The following is a 19,217-nucleotide window of genomic DNA, read 5'->3' as shown; positions in this document are numbered from 1 at the left end:
GGTCTTCGGGTCCACGCCCCCGAGCCTAACCGGAGGCGCCGAGCGGGATGCGGGCGACCGTCTCGTAACGGGGCTGTTCGCCCGGCACCCCGGACGTCGGCAGGTCGCTGCGCACCAGCGCGAGGTCGGTCACGGTCCAGGCGGGGCTCGTGAAGTGGTCCAGTGCCTCGACGCAGGAGCGTGCGTCGAACGCCTCCCGGCTGCGGGCCACCGTCAGGTGGGGCTTGTAGCGGCGGTGCTCCCCCATCGGGACGCCCGCCCTGCGCGCCGCCGACTCCGCGCGGCCGGCCAGCAGCCGCAGGGTGGCGAGATCACCCTCCGCACCCGCCCACAGAGCCCGCCCGTGCCCGAACTGACCGCCCCCGCGCAGCGCCAGCCCGAAGGGCGCGGTGCGGTGGGCGGCCCGCTCCAGGCGGGCCGACAGGTCCGGTACGAGGTCGTCGCCGACCTCTCCGTAGAAGGCCAGCGTGAGGTGCCAGCCGGGGCGGCCGGTCCAGCGCAGCCCGTCCGCGCCGGGCAGCCTCCGCAGTGCGGCGACCTCGGCGGCGAGGGCGTCGGTGACGTCGTCCGGGGGCAGTACGGCGGCGAACAGTCTCATGCCGTCAGTCTCCTCCGGGGAACACGCGTACGTCCGCGCGTGTCCTGGTCACCGTGCGTATCGTTGTACCGCGCGGCCGCACTCGCGTCGGGGGCGGCCGGGGAGGAGTGCCACGATGACCGTCCTTGACGACAGGATCGAGATGGCCGAAGAGAGCACCGGGCTGACTCTGGACGTCATGTTCGAGTGGCTCGAGAAGATGCCCGTCCCCGAGGGATACAAGACCGAGATCGTCGGGGGTCACATCTTCATGACGCCACAGCGGGACACCCACTGGGACATCATCCTGGACATCGTCGAGCAACTGCGCGCCAGGTACCCGCGCAAGCGCGTCAAGTCCGACGTCCGTATGGACTACCCGGGGCATCTCAACGGCTTCGCCTCCGACGTCGTCGCCCTGGCCGGGGGCGCCCGGCGGGACGACAAGGGCCACTGGCTCCCCGAGGACGTGGAGTTCGTCGCCGAGGTCGTCTCCCGGAGCACGGCCGGCAACGACCACGGCCCCAAGAAGGACGCCTACGCCGCCGCCGACGTCCCGGTGTACCTGATCGTCGACCCGTACGCCGGCGAGTGGTACCTGCACACCCTGCCGCAGGACGGCAAGTACCACGGCTTCGTCGGCTTCGGTTTCGGCGAGGACGTCGACCTGACCGGCACCGTCGTCGGCCTCACCCTCAAGACCGACGACTTCCCCCGCGACTGACCCGGGGACCGGACCGGCCGCGGGCGCCGGGAACCGGGCGGGCTACGCCGCCGGCGCCAGCTCCTCCCGCCGCTCGCGCGGCACGAACCGCACCTGCGGGTGCCCCCGGTGCCAGCCCACCGACAGGCGCAGGTTGCCGACGCGGGCCAGGACCAGGCCGATGACGAGCGCGGCGGTCGCCGCCACCGCGCCCCCCGCGGCGAGGCCGGCCCGGGCGCCGTAGGTGTCCGTGACCCAGCCGACGATCGGGGCGCCGACCGGTGAGCCGCCGAGGAAGACCATCATGTACAGGGCCATCACACGGCCCCGCATGGCCGGGTCGGTGGACATCTGGATGCTGGTGTTGGCGGTGACGTTGACGGTCATGCTGAAGACGCCTATCGGGACCATCAGCAGCGCGAACAGCCACAGCCGCGGTGCCGTCGCCGCCACGATCTCCAGGGCGCCGAAGGCGAGCGCCGCCGCGATCAGGACGCGCAGCCGCGCGGTGCCGCGCCGGGCGGCGAGCAGGGCACCGGCCAGTGAGCCGACCGCCATGAGGGTGTTGAAGAGGCTGTAGGCACCGGCCCCCGCGTCGAAGACGTCGTCGGCGAAGGCGGACAGGAAGACCGGGAAGTTGAAGCCGAAGGTGCCGATGAAGCCGACCAGGGTGATGGTCCAGATCAGCTCGGGCCGGCCGGCGACGTAGCGCAGGCCCTCACGCAGCTGTCCCTTGCCGCGCGGGGCGCGCTCGACGGCGTGCAGTTCGCGGGCGCGCATCAGCAGCAGGCAGGTGAGCGGCGCGACGAAGGACAGGCCGTTGGCGAGGAACGCCCAGCCGGTGCCCACGCCGGTGATCATCAGACCGGCGACGGCGGGGCCGACCAGGCGGGCGGACTGGAAGTTGGCCGAGTTGAGGCTGACCGCGTTCTGGAGCTGGTCCCGGCCGACCAGCTCGGCGACGAAGGACTGGCGGGCCGGGTTGTCGACGACCGTGGCCAGGCCCATCGCGAAGGCGGCGACGTAGACGTGCCAGACATCGACGTGGCCGGTCAGGGTGAGGACGGCGAGGAAGAGCGCGGTCAGGGCCATCGCGGACTGGGTGACCAGCAGCGTGGGCCGCTTGCGCAGGCGGTCGACGAGGACACCGCCGTAGAGGCCGAAGAGCAGCATCGGCAGGAACTGCAGGGCGGTGGTGATACCGACGGCGGCCGAGGAGCCGGTGAGGCTGAGCACCAGCCAGTCCTGGGCGATGCGCTGCATCCAGGTACCGACGTTGGAGACGACCTGGCCCAGGAAGAAGAGGCGGTAGTTCCTGACCTTCAGGGAGGCGAACATCGACGTCCGACGAGGGGCGTCGGGGGCGGTCGGGTCGTCGTGGCCGTCAGGTGCGGGGGCGGAAGCTGCTCCGGATCCCGTACTCAAAAGGGTTCGCCTCCTCGCGAATGCTGCTTACAAGTGCGCCAGCTTCTCGAGCACGGGGGCGGCGGCGCGCAGTTTCGCCCACTCGTCCTCGTCGAGTGCCTCGACCAGCGTGGCCAGGAACGCGTTCCGCTTGCGGCGGCTCTCCTCGAGCATCACCACTGCCTGCTCGGTCTGCGTCACGACCTTCTGGCGCCGGTCCTCGGGGTGTGGCTCCAGTCGGACCAGTCCCTTGGCCTCCAGGAGCGCCACGATGCGGGTCATCGAGGGCGGCTGGACGTGTTCCTTGCGGGCCAGCTCGCCCGGGGTCGCGCTGCCGCAGTTGGACAGGGTGCCCAGCACCGACATCTCGGTCGGACTGAGTGACTCGTCGACGCGCTGGTGCTTGAGCCGACGGGACAGCCGCATCACGGCGGAGCGCAGGGAGTTCACGGCGGCGGCGTCGTCGCCATGCTTGAGGTCCGGCATGTTCCTTAGCTTAACTCATTAGTCTCGCGAAATACCACCGGGCACCCGCCCGCCTGCCCGTGACGCCCGCCACTGAAACGCATAGTTCACCCGTACGAGTGAGCTGTTTCCGGAAACCGGAGCATCACCCGGTCGGCGGGGCGACCCTCGTCCGCATGGGGACCAGCGTGCTCAGCCTGCGGATGGACGGGGAGCTGCTCGACCGGCTCCGGCACCATGCGGCGAAAAGAGGAATGAGCGTCCAGGACTATGTCGTCCGGACGCTCATTCGCGATGACTTCGACGAGCGGTTCCAGTCCGCCGTGGAGGAGACGGAGCGGTTCTACGGGGTCACGTGAGCCCTGCCGGTCAGGTGAGACCCAGCGCCGGCATCAGGTAGTAGAAGGCGAAGACCGCGGACACCGCGTACATGGTGACCGGGACCTCCCGGCCCCGCCCGGCGGCCAGGCGCAGCACCGAGAAGGTGATGAAGCCCATGCCGATGCCGTTGGTGATCGAGTAGCTGAACGGCATCATCAGCATCGTCACGAAGGCCGGGACGGCGATCGTGAAGTCGCTCCAGTCGATCTCCCTGATCGAGCCGGCCAGGATCAGGAAGCCGACCGCGACCAGCGCCGGAGTGGCCGCCTGGGACGGCACCATCGTGGCGACCGGCGTGAGGAACAGGGCCACGGCGAACAGCGCACCGCTGACGATGTTCGCGAAGCCGGTGCGCGCGCCCTCGCCGACGCCGGCCGTGGACTCCACGAAGCAGGTCGTCGCCGACGCGGAGCTGGCGCCGCCCGCGGCGACCGCGATGCCGTCGACGAACAGGACCTTGTTGATGCCCGGCATCTGTCCCTCGCCGTCGGTCAGCTTCGCCTCGTCGCCGACCGCCATGATCGTGCCCATCGCGTCGAAGAAGCACGACAGCAGGACGGTGAAGACGAAGAGCACGCCGGTCAGGACGCCGACCTTCTCGAACCCGCCGAACAGGCTGACCTCGCCGACCAGGCCGAAGTCGGGGGTGGCGACGGGGTTGCCGGGCCACTCCGGGGTGGTCAGGCCCCAGGAGGGGATGTCGGCGACGGCGTTGATGACCATCGCGACGACGGTCATCACCACGATGGAGATCAGGATCGCGCCGGGGGTCTTGCGGACGATCAGCGCCAGGGTGAGCAGCACGCCGAGGGCGAAGACCAGTACCGGCCAGCCGATCAGATGGCCGCCGGTGCCCAGCTGGAGCGGGACGGTGGTCTGGGCGGCGTCCGGCATCCGGGTGATGAAACCGGAGTCGACGAGGCCGATCAGCATGATGAACAGGCCGATACCGATGGCGATGGCCTTGCGCAGGCCGTAGGGCACGGCGTTCATCACGCGCTCACGCAGGCCGGTGGCGACCAGCAGCATGACGACGAAGCCTGCCAGTACCACCATGCCCATGGCGTCCGGCCAGGACATCCGCGGGGCGAGTTGGAGGGCGACGACGGAGTTCACACCGAGGCCGGCGGCCAGCGCGATCGGGACGTTGCCGATGACGCCCATCAGGAGCGTGGTGAACGCCGCCGTCAGGGCGGTCGCGGTGACCAGCTGACCGTTGTCGAGCTGGTTGCCGTACATGTCCTTCGCGCTGCCCAGGATGATCGGGTTCAGCACGATGATGTAGGCCATCGCGAAGAAGGTGGCCAGACCGCCGCGGATCTCGCGGGCCAGCGTGCTGCCGCGCTCGGAGATCTTGAAGTAGCGGTCGAGTCCGTTCTGCGGGGGCCGCCGGTCCTCCGGCGACTCGGGGGACGGGGGGACCTTGGCGGAGGCCGAGGTGGGCATGCGAGGACCTCATCACCAACAGGTTCCCCCACGGCCTTGTTGGTGCTTCCTACGAATGAAAGTGGTCAGAGACAAACGGATTCAGTATGAACGTATGAGCCAGAGATCGCTATCTCCGCGCGTAGATCCGGGGTGGCGCCGCGCGCTGTCGGCGCACCCGCGCCCTGCTCGTAAGCTGTACGCATGACGAAGTGGACACCCACGCACGAGGCGCCGGAGCCCCTGGAGGGCCCCGTGGTCCCCACCATCATCGGCGGCACCGTCCTCTGGTTCGTCCTCTTCCTCGTTCAGCTGCCCTTCTACGGCTGGTTCGACGACCGCGGGCAGGCCTGGTGGGTGTGGACCTGCCTGGCCGGTGCCGGGCTCGGGCTGATCGGCATCTGGTACGTCCGCAAGCGCGACGCCGCGCTCAAGCGGATGGCACGGGACGCGGCCTGAAGACGCTCCGCGCGCGGCCGGCCGAGCAGGAGGCCGGGCTGCGCTGCTTCCACGTGCTGACCGCGCCGCGGCTCGACGGGCTCCCTGGTCCTACGTACCCGCGCGCCCTGTAGTACCACGGCCCCAGAGGCCGGACCGGCCCCTCCTACCCGGGTCGGATCTTCCCCGCATCCGGGGGGTGAAGCCGCAAAACCGCACGTACCGTCGAACGCATGACGCATCTCGACGCGGGCGGCCGACTCGATCCCGCGCACCCCCTCCACGTCCCCTCCGCGGCCACCGGACTGACGGCGGCCGGCGTCGCCGAGCGGGTCGCGCGCGGCCAGGTCAACGACGTGCCGGTACGCAGCAGCCGCTCCATGGCCGACATCGTCCGCGCCAACGTCTTCACCCGGTTCAACGCGATCATCGGCGTGCTCTGGGTGATCATGCTGTTCGTCGCGCCGATCCAGGACAGCCTGTTCGGATTCGTGATCCTCGCCAACACCGGCATCGGCATCGTCCAGGAGTGGCGGGCGAAGAAGACCCTCGACTCCCTGGCACTGATCGGCGAGGTCCGCCCGACCGTGCGCCGGGACGGGAAGGCCGTCGAGGTCAGCACCTCGGAGATCGTGCTGGACGACGTCATCGAGACCGGCCCCGGGGACAAGGTCGTCGTCGACGGGGTGTGCGTCGAGGCGGACGGGCTGGAGATCGACGAGTCCCTGCTGACCGGCGAGGCCGACCCGGTCGTCAAGCAGCCGGGGGACCAGGTCATGTCCGGCAGCTTCGTGGTCGCGGGCGGCGGCGCGTTCCGGGCGACCAAGGTGGGACGCGAGGCGTACGCCGCCCAGCTCGCCGAGGAGGCCTCCCGCTTCACCCTGGTCCAGTCCGAGCTGCGCTCGGGCATCTCCACGATCCTGAAGTACGTCACCTGGATGATGGTCCCGACCGCGATCGGCCTGATCCTCAGCCAGCTGGTCGCCAAGGACAACGAGCTGGACGACTCGATCGCGCGGACGGTCGGCGGCATCGTGCCCATGGTCCCGGAGGGCCTGGTCCTGCTCACCTCCGTCGCCTTCGCGATCGGCGTCGTCCGGCTCGGCCGCAAGCAGTGCCTCGTCCAGGAACTGCCCGCGATCGAGGGCCTGGCCCGCGTCGACACCGTCTGCCTGGACAAGACCGGCACCCTCACCGAGGGCGGCATGGACGTCACCGAGCTGCGCCCGCTCGGCGGCGCCGACGAGAGCCGTGTCCGCACGGTCCTCGGCGCCCTCGGCGCGTCCGACCCGCGTCCGAACGCCTCCCTCCAGGCGATCATCGATGCCTACCCGGTCGCCGAAGCCGCCGGTGACCGGCGCCGCACCGCGTCCCTGCCCTTCTCCTCCGCCCGCAAGTACAGCGGGGCCACCTTCAGCGAGGGTGAGGGCGAGGGATACGGCCCCTCCGGTACGTGGCTGCTGGGCGCGCCCGACGTGCTGCTGGCCGAGGACGACCCCGCCCTCGCCGAGACCACGCGGCTCAACGAGCGGGGGCTGCGCGTACTGCTGCTCGCCCGCGCCGGCCGCGACCTGGACGACCCCCGGGTGGCCGAGGGGGTCACGCCCACCGCCCTGGTCGTCCTGGAGCAGCGGCTGCGCCCGGACGCCGCCGACACCCTGCGCTACTTCGCGGACCAGGACGTCCGCGCCAAGGTCATCTCCGGGGACAACGCGGTGTCGGTCGGCGCGGTGGCCGCCAAGCTCGGACTGTCCGGCGCCACCGTCGACGCGCGCCGGCTGCCCGCCGGCCGGGAGGAGCTGGCCGGGGCGCTGGACGACGGCACGGTCTTCGGCCGGGTCACCCCGCAGCAGAAGCGGGACATGGTGGGCGCCCTCCAGGCGCGCGGCCACACGGTCGCGATGACCGGCGACGGCGTGAACGACGTCCTGGCGCTCAAGGACGCCGACATCGGCGTGGCGATGGGCTCGGGCTCCGAGGCCACCCGGGCGGTCGCGCAGATCGTGCTGCTCAACAACAGTTTCGCCACGCTGCCGTCGGTGGTGGCCGAGGGCCGCCGGGTCATCGGCAACATCACCCGGGTCGCGACGCTCTTCCTGGTGAAGACCGTGTACTCGGTGCTGCTGGCGATCCTGGTGGTCTGCTCACAGGTCGAGTACCCCTTCCTGCCCCGCCACCTCACCCTGATCTCCACGCTCACCATCGGCGTCCCCGCCTTCTTCCTGGCCCTCGCCCCGAACAAGGAACGGGCCCAGCCCCACTTCGTACGGCGCGTCATGCGGTACGCGATCCCGGGCGGGGTACTGACCGGGGCGGCGACCTTCACCACGTATCTGGTCGCCCGGCAGCACTACTCCGGGCCGGGGGCGCTGGACGCCGAGACGAGCGCGGCGACGCTGACGCTGTTCCTGATCTCCCTGTGGGTGCTGGCGATCATCGCCCGGCCCTACACCTGGTGGCGCGTGGCGCTGGTGGCGGCGATGGCCGCGGGCTTCCTGGTGGTGCTGGTGGTGCCGTGGCTCCAGGACTTCTTCGCGCTGAAGCTGGTGGGCGTGACGATGCCGTGGGCCGCCGTCGGCATCGCGGTGGCGGCGGCGGGTGTGCTGGAACTGCTGTGGAGGTGGGTGGACCGGCACGTACCGGCCTAGCCCGCGATGACGGGCGGTTCCGGGCGCGGGGGAGGACCACCCTGCCAGAAACCGTGAACTTTTCGGCCCCAGTGTCCTCGCAGCGCTCATCCGAGCGCCACAAGGACACTGGGCGCGAATCGTTCACGCCTACGGGAAGGTACTAGTCGAACCAGCGGTCCCGCGCCAGCTCCTCCGTGCGGGACTCGTCCTCCAGCAGTGCGGCGACCTCGAAGCGGCGCGGCCACTGACCGGCCGCCCAGGCGAGCCCGGCGGCGACGCCCTCCAGGGTCGCGGCGTGCAGCGTGCCGTCGTCCGTCAGCCGCCAGTCGATCTCCGCACCGCCGACGACCAGCTCCTCGTGTTCCACGTACGACGCCGGGGTCCGCGCCCCGAGCAGCACCCGCACCGGCTCCGGTACGTCGTGCTCGGCACCCTCGGAGTCCACCTCACCGGTGACGGACTCGCTCAGCCGCCGCACCTGGAACAGCTCCGCCAGCTCGGCGGCCCGGGCCGGCCGTACCGGCAGCAGCGGCACGCCCGACGTGAAGGGCAGCAGGTCCGGCGAGTCGACCACCACGGCGTCGGCGGCGTCCACCACCTCCACCCGGCCGTCGACCACGGCCCGCACCTCGTCCGGCAGGGTGACCTGTTCGGGGTCTAGCTCGGCCAGCGCGCTGTACAGCGCGTGCAGTTGGGCGGCCGTGACCGGGCGGTCGGGGTCGGCGAGGCGGTCCAGCAGCTCGGCCGCGCCGCCGGGCTCCTCGAGGAGGGCCGCGACGGACGTCCGTACGCCCAGCGCCCGCAGCACCTGCTCGTCCTCGAAACCGGCCGCGTCGGCCTCGTCGTACAGGCCCCGCAGCAGCGGGTCGCCGCCCGCCGCGCGCAGACCCGCCGGGCGGCGCCCGCCGAGCACCGGGTGCCCGCGCAGCCACCACGCGGTGTACGGCCGTACGACCTCGTGGGTGCCGTCGTGCAGGAGTACGCGCACGGACTGGACGAGCGCGTCGCGCAGCGGCGGCCGCGACAGCAGGGCGAGGGCCTCGGGCCACCGGTCGTCGTCCACCAGGTCCAGGTCGCGCACGGCGACGATCTCGGTGGCGACCGGCGGCACGGGACTGTCCGGGAAGCGGTCGAGGACGTCCTCGCTCCACACGTCCACGGCGTCCAGCAGGCCCGCGTCGTCCGGCTCGGCGAAGTCGCCCTCGCGGGGCTCCAGTTCGTCCGGGTCGAGTACGACGTCGGTGGCCCGGACCAGGGCGAAGGTGACGAGCACGCCGCAGGCGGCCAGGGGCTGCGGCCCCCACTTGTCGGCCAGCTCCGCGTCCACGGAGGCGAGTTCGTCCTCGCGCATGACCTGGGCGAAGGGGCCGCCGGGGAAGACGAGTTCGCCCGCCGGGGAGAGTTCGCCGTCCTCGTCGGGCAGGGCGAGCGCGCCGAGCCAGGGCTCGTCCCCGGCGTCGAGTCCGGCGTCGCGGACCAGGCCGAGGACGGTGTCGGCCAGTTCGTCGGCGTCGAGGGCGTCCTCCTCCCAGTTCGTGCCGCCGTCGTCCTCGAGGGAGGCGGCGACGGCGGTCCGGACCTGCGGAGTGGTGAGCACGGCGCGCGGGGTGGCGGGCAGCGCGCCGAGCTTCTCCAGGAGCCCGTGGGCGGCTTCCGGGTGGGCCACCTTCAGGCCGAGGCGGGTGAGGACCTCGGGGTCGAGGGAGGCGGCGGCCGGGGAGGGCAGGAGCACCTGCCGGGGCCCGATGGTGGTGCGGCCGTCCGCGAGGGGCACGGGCAGCCCGGACAGCCGCTCGGGGTCGACTCCGGCGAGGCTGTCGTAGAGCCGCCGCCACCAGCCGGGGGCCTTCTCCAGCCCGGCCAGCCGGTCGATCGCGTCGGTCAGCGGCACCCGGGCCACGCCCAGTGTGCGCAGCTCGGCGCGGCGTTCGAGTCCGGCGGGCAGCAGGGTCGGCAGCACCTCGGCGAGGACCCGCACGGTGTCGGTGCCCGCGCCCTCGACCACCTCGGCGTCGCGGGGCCGCAGGGACTCGGGCAGGTCGGGGTCGTCCTCGCGCGGTTCGACGGCGGGCGGCAGGAAGGAGGTGCGCGGCAGCCGTTCGAGGATCGCCTGCCGCAGTACGCCGTCCAGTTCGCCCTTGCCCAGTGGGCCGGGCACCAGGTCGATGAGGCCGGTGGTGACCGGCCGCCAGTCGGCGAGCAGCCCGGCGTAGGCGTCCGCCGCCCGCTCCGTCAGGAAGTCGGTCAGCGGGCCGCGTGCGGCGTGCCGGCGGGTGGAGTCCAGCGGGAAGGAGGCGATGAGCAGCGCGGGAACGCCGAGGGGCTCGTCACTGGGCGTGGGGGCGTGGACGACGGGGCTGGTGCGGGGCCGCACGGGAGAGCCTTCGGCGTCCACGGGCACCGCCCACGTCACGGACCAGTGGGGGCGCAGCCGTTCCTCCACCGGCCGGTCGGCGAGGAGGTCGGGGGTGAGCGGCCCGTGCGCGGCGGCGGTGCGCCAGCGGGTGACGCCCTCCCGGGAGTCCTCCACGACGGTCAGTGGGCCCTCGGCGCGGCGGGACAGCGTACGTACGTCGTCCGCGACCTCGACCACGACCTCCTCCAGGCCGGGCAGGGCGAGGAGCAGGGCGTCGTCCACGGCGTGCAGGAGCCGCTCGGCGAGGTCGGCGGCGGCCGGGTCGCGCAGCGGCAGGATGACGGCCGTGTCGTACGGGTCGGGGGCGGTGCCCTCGGCGGGGAACGGCAGCCGCAGCAGCGGGACGTGCCCGTCGCGCCGCCGGATCTCGTCCCCCAGACCGGGGCTGTGCAGGGCCGTGTCGGCGGCCAGGCCCCGTGCCTCGGCCAGGGACCAGCGGACCCCGCCGTGCCGGCCGACGACGGCGGGCTCGTCGGTGACGGCCAGGACGGCGGCGAAACCGACCCCGAACCGGCCGACCGCGCTGTCCGTGGCGTCCCGCTTCGCGGAGGCGCGCAGCGTGGACAGCGACTCGACGCCGGCCGCGTCCAGCGGGGCGCCGGTGTTGGCGGCGACGAGGACCCCGTCGCGCAGGGTCAGCCGGAGCCGGCCGGGCACACCGGCGCGGGCCGCGGCGTCGGCGGCGTTCTGGGCGAGCTCGACGACCAGCCGGTCGCGGTAGCCGCCGAGGACGAGGTCCTCCTCCGCGTTGGCGTCCTCACGGAACCGGGCCGGGCTCGTCGCCCAGGCGTCCAGCACCCCGCGCCGCAGACGTGCCGTACCGAACGGATCGGCGCCCTTGGCGGCAGGCCGCACGTACATGCTCACGGTGACTCTCCTCATCGACGGACCACGAAGGTACCGCCCCGGCACCCACCCCACGGAACACCGCCCGCCCACACCCGCCTCGGCGGACGGGGCCGCCGAGCGGGGCGACGGGCGGTCGGGGGCCGGGGGGCCGGGTCGGACGGTCAGACACCCATGGGGATCAGGCGCCCAGGCGCCCAGGGGGATCAGGCACCCAGGCGGCCAGGGGGATCAGGCGGCCGGGCGGCCAGGCAGCCGGGGGGCAGGCGGCCGGGGGCAGGCGGCCGGGGGCAGGCGGCCGGGGGGCAGGCGGCCGGGGGACCAGAGGGCTTGGGGGATCAGGCGGCGCAGCCCGCTGGGGGACGCGAGCCACGACGTCCCCGCATCCGCATCCGCATCCGCACCCGCACCCGCACCCGCACCCGCACCCGCACCCGCACCCGCCGGCGGAGCCTACGAGTGCCCCAGCTCCGCCGTCGCCTCGTCCTCGGTCACCGGCACCGACCCGGAGTCCGGCGCCGGGCGCAGCGGGAACGGGTCGACCCGCGTCTCGTCGATCACCGGCGGAGCCGGCTGCGGCGGCCTCGGCATGACCGCGGCCTCCGAGTGCCCGCCGCACCCGTAGGCCAGCGACACCACCCGTCCGTCCGCCGGGGAGAACTCGTTGGCGCACACCCCGAAGGCCTGACCCAGCGAGCCACCGATACGCGCCAGGAAGCCGCAGCTCACGCAGGCCGCGGGGGCCGCCTGGGCCATCGCGCTCTTCGGGCCGAAGCCCTCCTCCCAGCGGTCCGCGGCGACGTGCAGGCCGTACCTGGAGAGCACCCGCGTGCGGCGCAGGCCCAGTTCCTCGGCGACCGCGGAGATCGTGCCGCGGGCCGGGACGACCGACAGCTCGGCGGGCGGTCCGGCCGTGACCTCGGCGTCCTCGGCCTCCACGAGGTCGGCCATCTCGTGGGAGACGGCGGAGTTCGGCGGCGGCTCGTCCTCGCCGGTCCAGCCGGGCTCCAGCCGGAGGTCCTCCGCGTCGGTGGGCAGCAGGTCGCCGGGGCCCATGTCGCCGGGGCGCAGCCGCTCGCTCCACGGCACCCACTCGGGGGCGAGCAGCGCGTCCGGGCCGGGCAGCAGCACCGCCTCGTCCACCGTGACGATCTTGGCGCGGGAGGCGCGGGCCACGGTGACGGCCCAGCGCCAGCCCCGGTACCCGAGATCCTTGCAGGCGAAGTAGTGGGTGACGACCCGGTCACCCTCCGACACCAGCCCGGCGTGCTCGCCGACGACGCCGGGTGCGGCGGCCTCCTCGGCTGCCGCACGGGCGAGGTCGACTGCCTCGGCGCACAGACGGTCAGGGGTGCGGCTTCGCGTTGTCGCTGCGCTCACAGGTATCGCTTCTCTCCATACGCCGTCTCACGAGTGCGCCGCTGCCTGCGAGGGGCGGACGGAGCGGACCTGTGGACCGCGTCGACGTCCGCGCCCGATCGCGCTCGGGCACACCTACGTCATCCATTCTGCGGGATGGCCGTAAGGCGCGCGGCCGAGAACGTTCGCCACGGCGCGCTAGGCACGCTACCTGTTCATGTGCGCTGGGCCTACACCGACGGGAGTTTCGGCGGGGTACGGCCTGACGTTCGCCGCCGGCTCCGGAGCCGGTGTCACCCGACTCGATCACCGCCATACGTGCCGTATCGACGCTACAGCCCCCGCTCTCGGGGCACTATGACGGGGTGGCAGCAACACGGACGGAGTTCAAGGGCGGGAGCCGGAGGCACGGCCCCGGCTCCCGGTTCCGTGCGGTCGGCCGCGCCCTGCGCCTGCCGGTGACCGGCACCGCGCGCGGCATCCGCCGGGCGACGCACGCGCACGGAGCCGGCGAGTCCGGCCTCGGCAAGCTGATCGAGCTGCACGGGGTGAACGGCGCCGGCGACGTCATGATCACCGTCGCGCTCGCCTCCACCGTCTTCTTCTCCGTCCCCACCGACGAGGCGCGCGGCCGGGTCGCGCTCTACCTCGCCATCACCATGGCCCCGTTCACGCTTCTCGCGCCGGTGATCGGCCCGCTCCTGGACCGTCTGCCGCACGGCCGGCGCGCGGCGATGGCGGCCGCGATGGGCGCCCGGGCGCTGCTCGCGCTGGTGCTGTCCGGGGCGGTCATCAGCGGCAGCATCGGGTTGTACCCGGCCGCTCTCGGCGTGCTGGTCGCCTCGAAGGCGTACGGGGTGGTCAGAAGCGCCGTGGTGCCCCGGCTGCTGCCACCCCGGTTCTCCCTGGTGAAGGCGAACTCGCGGGTCACGCTGTGCGGGCTGCTCGCCACCGGCGTCGCCGCGCCGATCGCGGCGGGACTCCAGCAGGTCGGGGCGCGCTGGCCGCTGTACGGCGCTTTCGTGATCTTCGTCGCGGGCACCGTCCTGTCGTTCACGCTGCCGCCGAAGGTGGACTCGGCGCGCGGTGAGAGCCGGGCGCTGCTCGCCGCCGACGAGGACCATCTGCACGGGCCCCTGCACGGATCACTGCGGGGTCCGCTACGAGGACCGCTGGGGGGGCAGGGCAAGCGACCCGGGCTGCGCACGGTGGGCCCGGCGGTGACGCACGCGCTGGCCGCCAACGCCGGCATCCGCTGCCTGTCCGGCTTCCTGATCTTCTTCCTGGCCTTCCTGCTGCGCGTGCATCCGCTGTCCGGGCAGAGCGCGGCCGTGTCGCTGGGCATCGTGGGTGTCGCGGCCGGGGCGGGCAACGCGCTGGGCACCGCGGTGGGCGCGTGGCTGCGGTCGCGGGCGCCGGAGATCATCATCGTGACGGTCGTCGCGATCGTGCTGGGCGCGGCGGTCACGGCAGCGGTGTTCTTCAGCACCGTCCTGGTGGCCTGCCTGGCCGCCATCGCGGGGTTCGCGCAGGCGCTGGCCAAGCTGTCCCTGGACGCGCTGATCCAGCGGGACGTGCCCGAACAGGTCCGCACCTCGGCGTTCGCTCGCTCGGAGACGCTGCTCCAGGTCTCCTGGGTGCTCGGCGGAGCGGTCGGCATCGTGCTGCCGCTGAACGGCACGCTGGGTCTGTCGGTGGCCGCCGCGATCATCGCCGCCGGGTGGCTGACGACCGTACGGGGCCTGATCGACTCGGCCCGGCACGGAGGACCGGCGCGGCCGAGAGTGGCGTGACCACGCCACGCCGTACCCAGGTGGGGGGACGGCCACAAGCGCCGTATAGCCTTCGGACATGACCACGTTGCCCCGCGGCGCAGCCGCTGATCAACACGGCGCTGTGCGACGCCGCCGCGCCGTCGCCGTTGCCGGCGCCGTATCCGCCGGACTGCTCCTGCTGTCCGCCTGCGACCAGCCGACGCCCATGGCCACGGTCACGGTCGGCAGTGACTCGGTCAGCTCCGACGCCACCTGCGGCGGGGAGGGCAAGGTCCTGGAGACCGCCGAGATCCAGAAGTGCCTGCAGGACGACGACGTCGAGTCCATCACGGTCAACCCGGACGACACCGTGCGCTTCGGGGTGGACCCGGAGGTCGCCGACGAGCGCTGGACGATCCTGATGAACGGTCAGCAGCTGACCGACGACACGGACAACACGTACCGCACGGTCCCGGGCAGCGTGTTCTTCAACGCCCAGTACGGCGCCCAGGGCGACTCCACGCTCGTCACGATCAAGGCGGGCGACGGCGAGGAAGCCAGCGAGAAGGCCACCGGTCTGTGGTCCTTCCGGCTGAAGAAGGACAGCTGACCACGTCCTCCCCACGCGTCCTGGTGGCCACCGCGGTCCCCGTCGAACGGGACGCGGTGGCTCGGGCGTTCCCGGCGCGGGGTGCCGAGGTGTCCTTGCCCGGGGTGACCCTCCACCGGCACCCGGACGGCTGGGATCTGCTGGCCGCCGGTGTCGGCCCGGCCCTCGCCGCAGCCTCCACCGCCGCCGCCCTGACCGCCGCGGCCCTCGGCTCCGCGCCCTACGGTCTGGTCGTCTCGACCGGCATCGGCGGCGGTTTCGTACCGGACGCGCCCGTCGGCTCGCTCGTCGTCGCCGACGAGATCACCGCGGCCGACCTGGGCGCCGAGACGGCCGACGGTTTCCTGCCGGTCACCGACCTCGGCTTCGGCGCCGTCACCCATCACCCGCCGGCCGGCCTCGTCGCCGCCGTGGCCACCGCGACCGGCGCCCGCCCCGGCACCGTCCTGACCGGGTCCACCGTCACCGGCACCGCCGAACGGGCCGCGCTGCTGCGCGCCCGCCACCCGCGCGCCCTGGCCGAGGCCATGGAGGGCTTCGGCGTCGCCGAGGCCGCCGCCGCGCACGGGGTGCCCGTACTGGAACTGCGCGCGGTCTCCAACCCGGTCGGCCCGCGCGACCGCGCCGCCTGGCGCGTCGGCGACGCGCTCGCGGCCCTGACGGACGCCTTCGGGAAGCTCGCACCCGTCCTCACGAGTTGGAACCGACATGACCTCTGAGCCCTTGCAGATCGCGTACTCCCCCTGCCCGAACGACACCTTCGTCTTCGACGCCCTGGCCCACGGCCGGGTGCCCGGCGCGCCCGCCCTCGACGTGACGTTCGCGGACATCGACGTCACCAACGGCATGGCCGAGCGCGGCGAGTTCGACGTGCTGAAGGTGTCTTACGCCGTGCTGCCGTACGTCCTCGGCGAGTACGCGCTGCTGCCCTGCGGGGGCGCGCTGGGCCGGGGCTGCGGGCCGCTGGTGCTGACCGGGGAGGCCGGCGCGGACCTCGCCGGCCGCCGGGTCGCGGTGCCGAGCGAGACGTCGACGGCGTACCTGCTGTTCCGGCTGTGGGCGGCGGACACCGTGCCCGGCGGGGTCGGTGAGATCGTCGTCATGCCGTTCCACGAGATCATGCCGGCGGTGCGGGACGGGAAGGTCGACGCGGGACTGGTGATCCACGAGGCCCGTTTCACGTACCGGAACTACGGGCTGCACAAGCTCGCCGACATGGGCGAGCACTGGGAGCGGACCACCGGGCTGCCGATCCCGCTCGGCGCGATCATCGCCAAGCGGTCGCTGGGCGAGGAGGCGCTGACGGGCCTGGCCGACGCGGTGCGGACGTCCGTCCGCGCGGCCTGGGACGACCCGGAGGTGTCCCGGCCGTACGTCATGGAGCACGCCCAGGAGATGGACCCGGCCGTCGCCGACCAGCACATCGGGCTGTACGTCAACGAGTTCACGGCCGACCTCGGCGAGGACGGCTACGCGGCGATCCGCGGCCTGCTGACCCGCGCGGCGGCCGAGGGACTGGTACCGGCCCTCGGCCCGGACGCGCTGGCGTTTCCCTGACGGGTGGGGGTGCGGGGTCAGACGTCCAGCTGGTCGGCGACCGCGCGGAGCAGGCCGGCGATCTTCTTGCCGGCGGTCTTCTCGGGGTAGCGGCCGCGCTCCAGCATCGGGGTGATGTTCTCCAGGAGGGTGGTCAGGTCCTGGACGATGGAGGCCAGCTCGTCCGGCTTCTTGCGCTGAGCGGCCGCGACCGACGGGGCCGGGTCCAGCAGGGTGAGGGACAGTGCCTGGTCGCCGCGCTGCCCGGCGACGACGCCGAACTCCACGCGCTGGCCCGGCTTCAGTGCCTCGACTCCGGCGGGGAGGACCGAGGAATGGACGAAGACGTCACCGCCGTCGTCGCGGGAGAGAAAGCCGAAGCCCTTCTCACTGTTGAACCACTTGACCTTGCCGGTAGGCACGTCTGTCCTCGTCCTCGTACTCGTCGGAAAACTGCTCGGAAACGGCTCTTGATAGCACTTGGGCGGGTCGTCCGGACCCGCCGGTACCAAGGCTAATGGTCTTCAGGCCGGTGACAAGACGTCCCCCGGTCGTTCTCCAGGCCTGGGAACTACCCTGGTCGGGTGCGTGACAAAACCCAAACGAATTCCGCCGCGCCCGGTGACCGACTGATCCGCGCCGGTGTGATCGTCTTCTTCATCGGTACCGTGGCCACACTGGTCACGGTGGCCCCGCTGTTTCTGGGGACGACGCCCTTTCCCACCTACATGTTCGTGTTGAGCATGCTGATGGGAGTGGGCTTCCTGATCGCCGGTGCGGGGGTGTTCCAGTCGATCATCGCGGGCCGGCGTCAGGCGCGTGCCGCGTCGAGCCCTTCGGCGTCGCCCTCGCCGTCACCGGCGCGGTAGCCCGCGAGCCATTCGGGGAACTCCGTCAGGTCGGCGAGGACGACGTCGGCGCCGGCCGCGCGCAGTTCCTCCGCACCGCACGGACCGCTGGCCACGGCCACGGCGTGGGCGCCCGCGGTGCGGGCGCCGCGTACGTCGCCGAGGTGGTCGCCGACGTACACGTCCGCGCCGTGCTCGCGCAGCGCCACGGCCTTCTGCTCGGCCCACAGGTCGCCGATCACGGCGTCCGGCTCCATGCCGAGGTGGGCCAGGTGCAGCTTGGCGTTCGGCTCGTACTTGGCGGTGACGACGATCGCCCGTCCGCCGGCCTCGCGCACGGCGGCGATCGACTCCCGGGCGCCGGGCAGCGCGGGCGTGGCGGCGATGGCGTACGCCGGGTACATCTCCCGGTACAGGTCGGCGGTGGCGGCGATCTCCTCGGCCGGGAACCAGTGGGCCAGCTCCTCCTCCAGCGGCGGCCCGAGCCGCGTGACGGCCAGGTCGGCGTCGACGTACGTCCCCGTCCGCTCGGTCAGCGCCAGGTAGCAGGCGCGGATGCCGGGGCGTGAGTCGATCAGCGTCATGTCGAGATCGAAACCGACGGTGGGCGCGGGGCGGGTCGTGGAGGCCATGGACCCCATTGTGCCGGGACGCCCGACGGTGCCGGCCGGACACCCGGCTGCCCCGCGCCGCCCGCCCCCGGGTGCGGGTCAGCTCCGGGGGCGGCGGGAGCGCCAGAGGAGGTACAGGGCCGTGGCGACGGCGGCCGTGCGCAGGACCCAGGGCCAGGTCTCCGTGACGGCGTCGTTCATGTGGCCCTCGGCGATCGGGTCGCCCCAGCGGCCCTCCGTGCGGCCCCACAGCCAGACAACACCGGCGGCGGCGACTGTGCCGGGCAGGCCCAGTACCGCCCACTTCGACTGGGCCGGGGTCAGGCGGCGGGAGAGGTAGGCGATCAGCCAGCCCAGGCCCAGCGGGACGAGGCTGCCGAGGACGGCGCCGACGACCAGAAGGGCGGCGGCGAGCAGCAGCAGCGGGTTGTTCCAGCCGGCCTCGGGCCACAGGCGGGGGAGGCGGCGGCGCCGGGCCCCGCCCGTCGCGGCGACGGCCGGTTCACCGGCCTCCGCCACCGTCTCCGCCTTCTCCGCGGTCCCGTTCTTCCTCGCCGCCCCGGCCGCGTCGCCCATGTCCCGCGGCGGGGGCTTGAGCAGCTCGGGGATCTCCACACCGCCGACGAACCCCGGCACGCTGTCCCCGCCGCCTCCGAAACCGCCGCCGAAGCCGCCGTCGAGGCCGCCGCCGAACGGGCCGTTGTCCACCCGCCACCAGTCCGGCTGCGTGACGCCGCCGCCGCTACCCAGTTCGTCCGCGCTCGCCAGGTGCGGCGGGGAGGGAGCCGCCCCGGACTCGGGCGCGGCGGGGCGGGGACGCGGCACGGCGCGCCGCAGACCCTTGAGCCGCTCCGCCTTCCGAGGCCCGCCCTCCGCCTTCCTCGGCCCGCCCTCCGGCTGCACGGGCACGGCGGCGGGCGGTGGCACCGACGGCCGCAGGCCACCGCCCGTGCCGCTCCCGCCGCTCGTGCCGCCCGCCGCGTCGACGATGTCGTAGGGGCTGCCGAGCCGTTCCAGGATGCGGCGGACGGCGGCGGGACTGTCCACAGTGGTCTTGGCGCGGTGCCGGTCGATCTCGTCGCGCAGCTCGGAGACCAGCCGCATGCGCGTGGCCGACGGCAGCTGCCGTTGCTGGGCCACGTCGCCGACGCGGCTCAGATACTCGTAGACGACCTGGTCGCTCTCGATCCCCACGGAGCCCTCCGGGGCGGTGT

The 19,217-nt window shown here is 73.1% G+C and carries 18 protein-coding genes; 9 read left to right on the top strand and 9 right to left on the bottom strand.

The window, feature by feature from the left end; translation table 11 throughout:
- Window positions 1-25: 25 nt before the first annotated feature.
- A complete protein-coding gene (gene thpR, locus ACH4NX_RS15960) occupies window positions 26-598 on the bottom strand; it encodes an RNA 2',3'-cyclic phosphodiesterase (protein ID WP_351389303.1) in 573 nt (190 codons plus the stop codon).
- Window positions 599-713: 115 nt separating this feature from the next.
- Between thpR and ACH4NX_RS15955 the strand changes: the two genes are divergently transcribed.
- Window positions 714-1,301, top strand: coding sequence for a Uma2 family endonuclease (locus ACH4NX_RS15955; protein WP_351389305.1), 588 nt, complete (start codon window positions 714-716; stop codon window positions 1,299-1,301).
- 42 nt (window positions 1,302-1,343) lie between these two features.
- On the opposite strand, the gene ACH4NX_RS15950 is transcribed toward ACH4NX_RS15955, so the two are convergent.
- Window positions 1,344-2,705 carry an MFS transporter gene (locus tag ACH4NX_RS15950; RefSeq protein ID WP_351389308.1) on the bottom strand — a complete coding sequence of 454 codons (1,362 nt, stop codon included), beginning with the start codon at window positions 2,703-2,705 and terminating at the stop codon, window positions 1,344-1,346.
- Window positions 2,706-2,732: 27 nt separating this feature from the next.
- Window positions 2,733-3,170, bottom strand: a complete 438-nt coding sequence (locus ACH4NX_RS15945; protein ID WP_351389311.1) for a MarR family transcriptional regulator — start codon at window positions 3,168-3,170, stop codon at window positions 2,733-2,735.
- A gap of 155 nt (window positions 3,171-3,325) precedes the next feature.
- Between ACH4NX_RS15945 and ACH4NX_RS15940 the strand changes: the two genes are divergently transcribed.
- The gene (locus tag ACH4NX_RS15940) at window positions 3,326-3,508 is read left to right on the top strand and encodes a hypothetical protein (protein WP_055417808.1); all 183 of its coding nucleotides are present in this window, start codon (window positions 3,326-3,328) and stop codon (window positions 3,506-3,508) included.
- 10 nt (window positions 3,509-3,518) lie between these two features.
- Here the strand turns inward: ACH4NX_RS15940 and ACH4NX_RS15935 are convergent, their stop codons facing one another.
- Window positions 3,519-4,976, bottom strand: coding sequence for an NCS2 family permease (locus tag ACH4NX_RS15935; RefSeq protein WP_351389314.1), 1,458 nt, complete (start codon window positions 4,974-4,976; stop codon window positions 3,519-3,521).
- 183 nt (window positions 4,977-5,159) lie between these two features.
- Between ACH4NX_RS15935 and ACH4NX_RS15930 the strand changes: the two genes are divergently transcribed.
- A complete protein-coding gene (locus ACH4NX_RS15930; RefSeq protein ID WP_351389316.1) occupies window positions 5,160-5,414 on the top strand; it encodes a DUF2530 domain-containing protein in 255 nt (84 codons plus the stop codon).
- Between the two features lie 212 nt (window positions 5,415-5,626).
- Window positions 5,627-8,041, top strand: a complete 2,415-nt coding sequence (locus ACH4NX_RS15925; protein WP_398127546.1) for an HAD-IC family P-type ATPase — start codon at window positions 5,627-5,629, stop codon at window positions 8,039-8,041.
- A 142-nt stretch (window positions 8,042-8,183) separates the two neighbouring features.
- Here ACH4NX_RS15925 and ACH4NX_RS15920 read toward each other — a convergent pair whose 3' ends face one another.
- Entirely contained in the window at window positions 8,184-11,306 is a 3,123-nt protein-coding gene (locus ACH4NX_RS15920) for a sacsin N-terminal ATP-binding-like domain-containing protein (RefSeq protein ID WP_398127545.1), read from the bottom strand.
- 432 nt (window positions 11,307-11,738) lie between these two features.
- On the bottom strand, window positions 11,739-12,665 hold the full coding sequence (locus tag ACH4NX_RS15915) for a DUF3027 domain-containing protein (RefSeq protein WP_351389324.1): 927 nt from the start codon (window positions 12,663-12,665) through the stop codon (window positions 11,739-11,741).
- A gap of 344 nt (window positions 12,666-13,009) precedes the next feature.
- Here ACH4NX_RS15915 and ACH4NX_RS15910 point away from each other — a divergent pair, with 344 nt between their 5' ends.
- From ACH4NX_RS15910 to ACH4NX_RS15895, 4 genes are read left to right on the top strand one after another with little or no spacing between them, the layout of a single operon-like run.
- Window positions 13,010-14,437 carry an MFS transporter gene (locus ACH4NX_RS15910; RefSeq protein WP_398127544.1) on the top strand — a complete coding sequence of 476 codons (1,428 nt, stop codon included), beginning with the start codon at window positions 13,010-13,012 and terminating at the stop codon, window positions 14,435-14,437.
- A gap of 58 nt (window positions 14,438-14,495) precedes the next feature.
- Window positions 14,496-15,008, top strand: a complete 513-nt coding sequence (locus tag ACH4NX_RS15905; protein ID WP_351389329.1) for a DUF2771 domain-containing protein — start codon at window positions 14,496-14,498, stop codon at window positions 15,006-15,008.
- Complete coding sequence (locus tag ACH4NX_RS15900; RefSeq protein WP_398127543.1) at window positions 14,978-15,727, top strand: futalosine hydrolase; 750 nt, start codon at window positions 14,978-14,980, stop codon at window positions 15,725-15,727. The genes ACH4NX_RS15905 and ACH4NX_RS15900 overlap by 31 nt, the downstream gene beginning before the upstream one ends.
- A complete protein-coding gene (locus ACH4NX_RS15895) occupies window positions 15,717-16,565 on the top strand; it encodes a 1,4-dihydroxy-6-naphthoate synthase (protein ID WP_351389335.1) in 849 nt (282 codons plus the stop codon). Before ACH4NX_RS15900 ends, ACH4NX_RS15895 begins: the two co-directional genes overlap by 11 nt.
- A gap of 17 nt (window positions 16,566-16,582) precedes the next feature.
- On the opposite strand, the gene ACH4NX_RS15890 is transcribed toward ACH4NX_RS15895, so the two are convergent.
- A complete protein-coding gene (locus ACH4NX_RS15890; RefSeq protein WP_053132946.1) occupies window positions 16,583-16,966 on the bottom strand; it encodes a cold-shock protein in 384 nt (127 codons plus the stop codon).
- Window positions 16,967-17,128: 162 nt separating this feature from the next.
- Between ACH4NX_RS15890 and ACH4NX_RS15885 the strand changes: the two genes are divergently transcribed.
- Entirely contained in the window at window positions 17,129-17,413 is a 285-nt protein-coding gene (locus ACH4NX_RS15885; RefSeq protein ID WP_398127542.1) for a hypothetical protein, read from the top strand.
- Here ACH4NX_RS15885 and ACH4NX_RS15880 read toward each other — a convergent pair.
- On the bottom strand, window positions 17,356-18,024 hold the full coding sequence (locus ACH4NX_RS15880; protein WP_351389342.1) for an HAD family hydrolase: 669 nt from the start codon (window positions 18,022-18,024) through the stop codon (window positions 17,356-17,358). The two genes, ACH4NX_RS15885 and ACH4NX_RS15880, sit on opposite strands and share 58 nt — an antisense overlap.
- A 78-nt stretch (window positions 18,025-18,102) precedes the next feature.
- On the bottom strand, window positions 18,103-19,197 hold the full coding sequence (locus ACH4NX_RS15875) for a hypothetical protein (RefSeq protein ID WP_398127541.1): 1,095 nt from the start codon (window positions 19,195-19,197) through the stop codon (window positions 18,103-18,105).
- Window positions 19,198-19,217: the final 20 nt, after the last annotated feature.

It is taken from the genome of Streptomyces sp. NPDC017225 (assembly GCF_044331465.1).
In the GTDB taxonomy this organism is placed as follows: domain Bacteria; phylum Actinomycetota; class Actinomycetes; order Streptomycetales; family Streptomycetaceae; genus Streptomyces.
The sequence above is the reverse complement of the archived record's forward strand: the minus strand, read 5'-3'. Positions and strand labels throughout refer to the sequence as shown.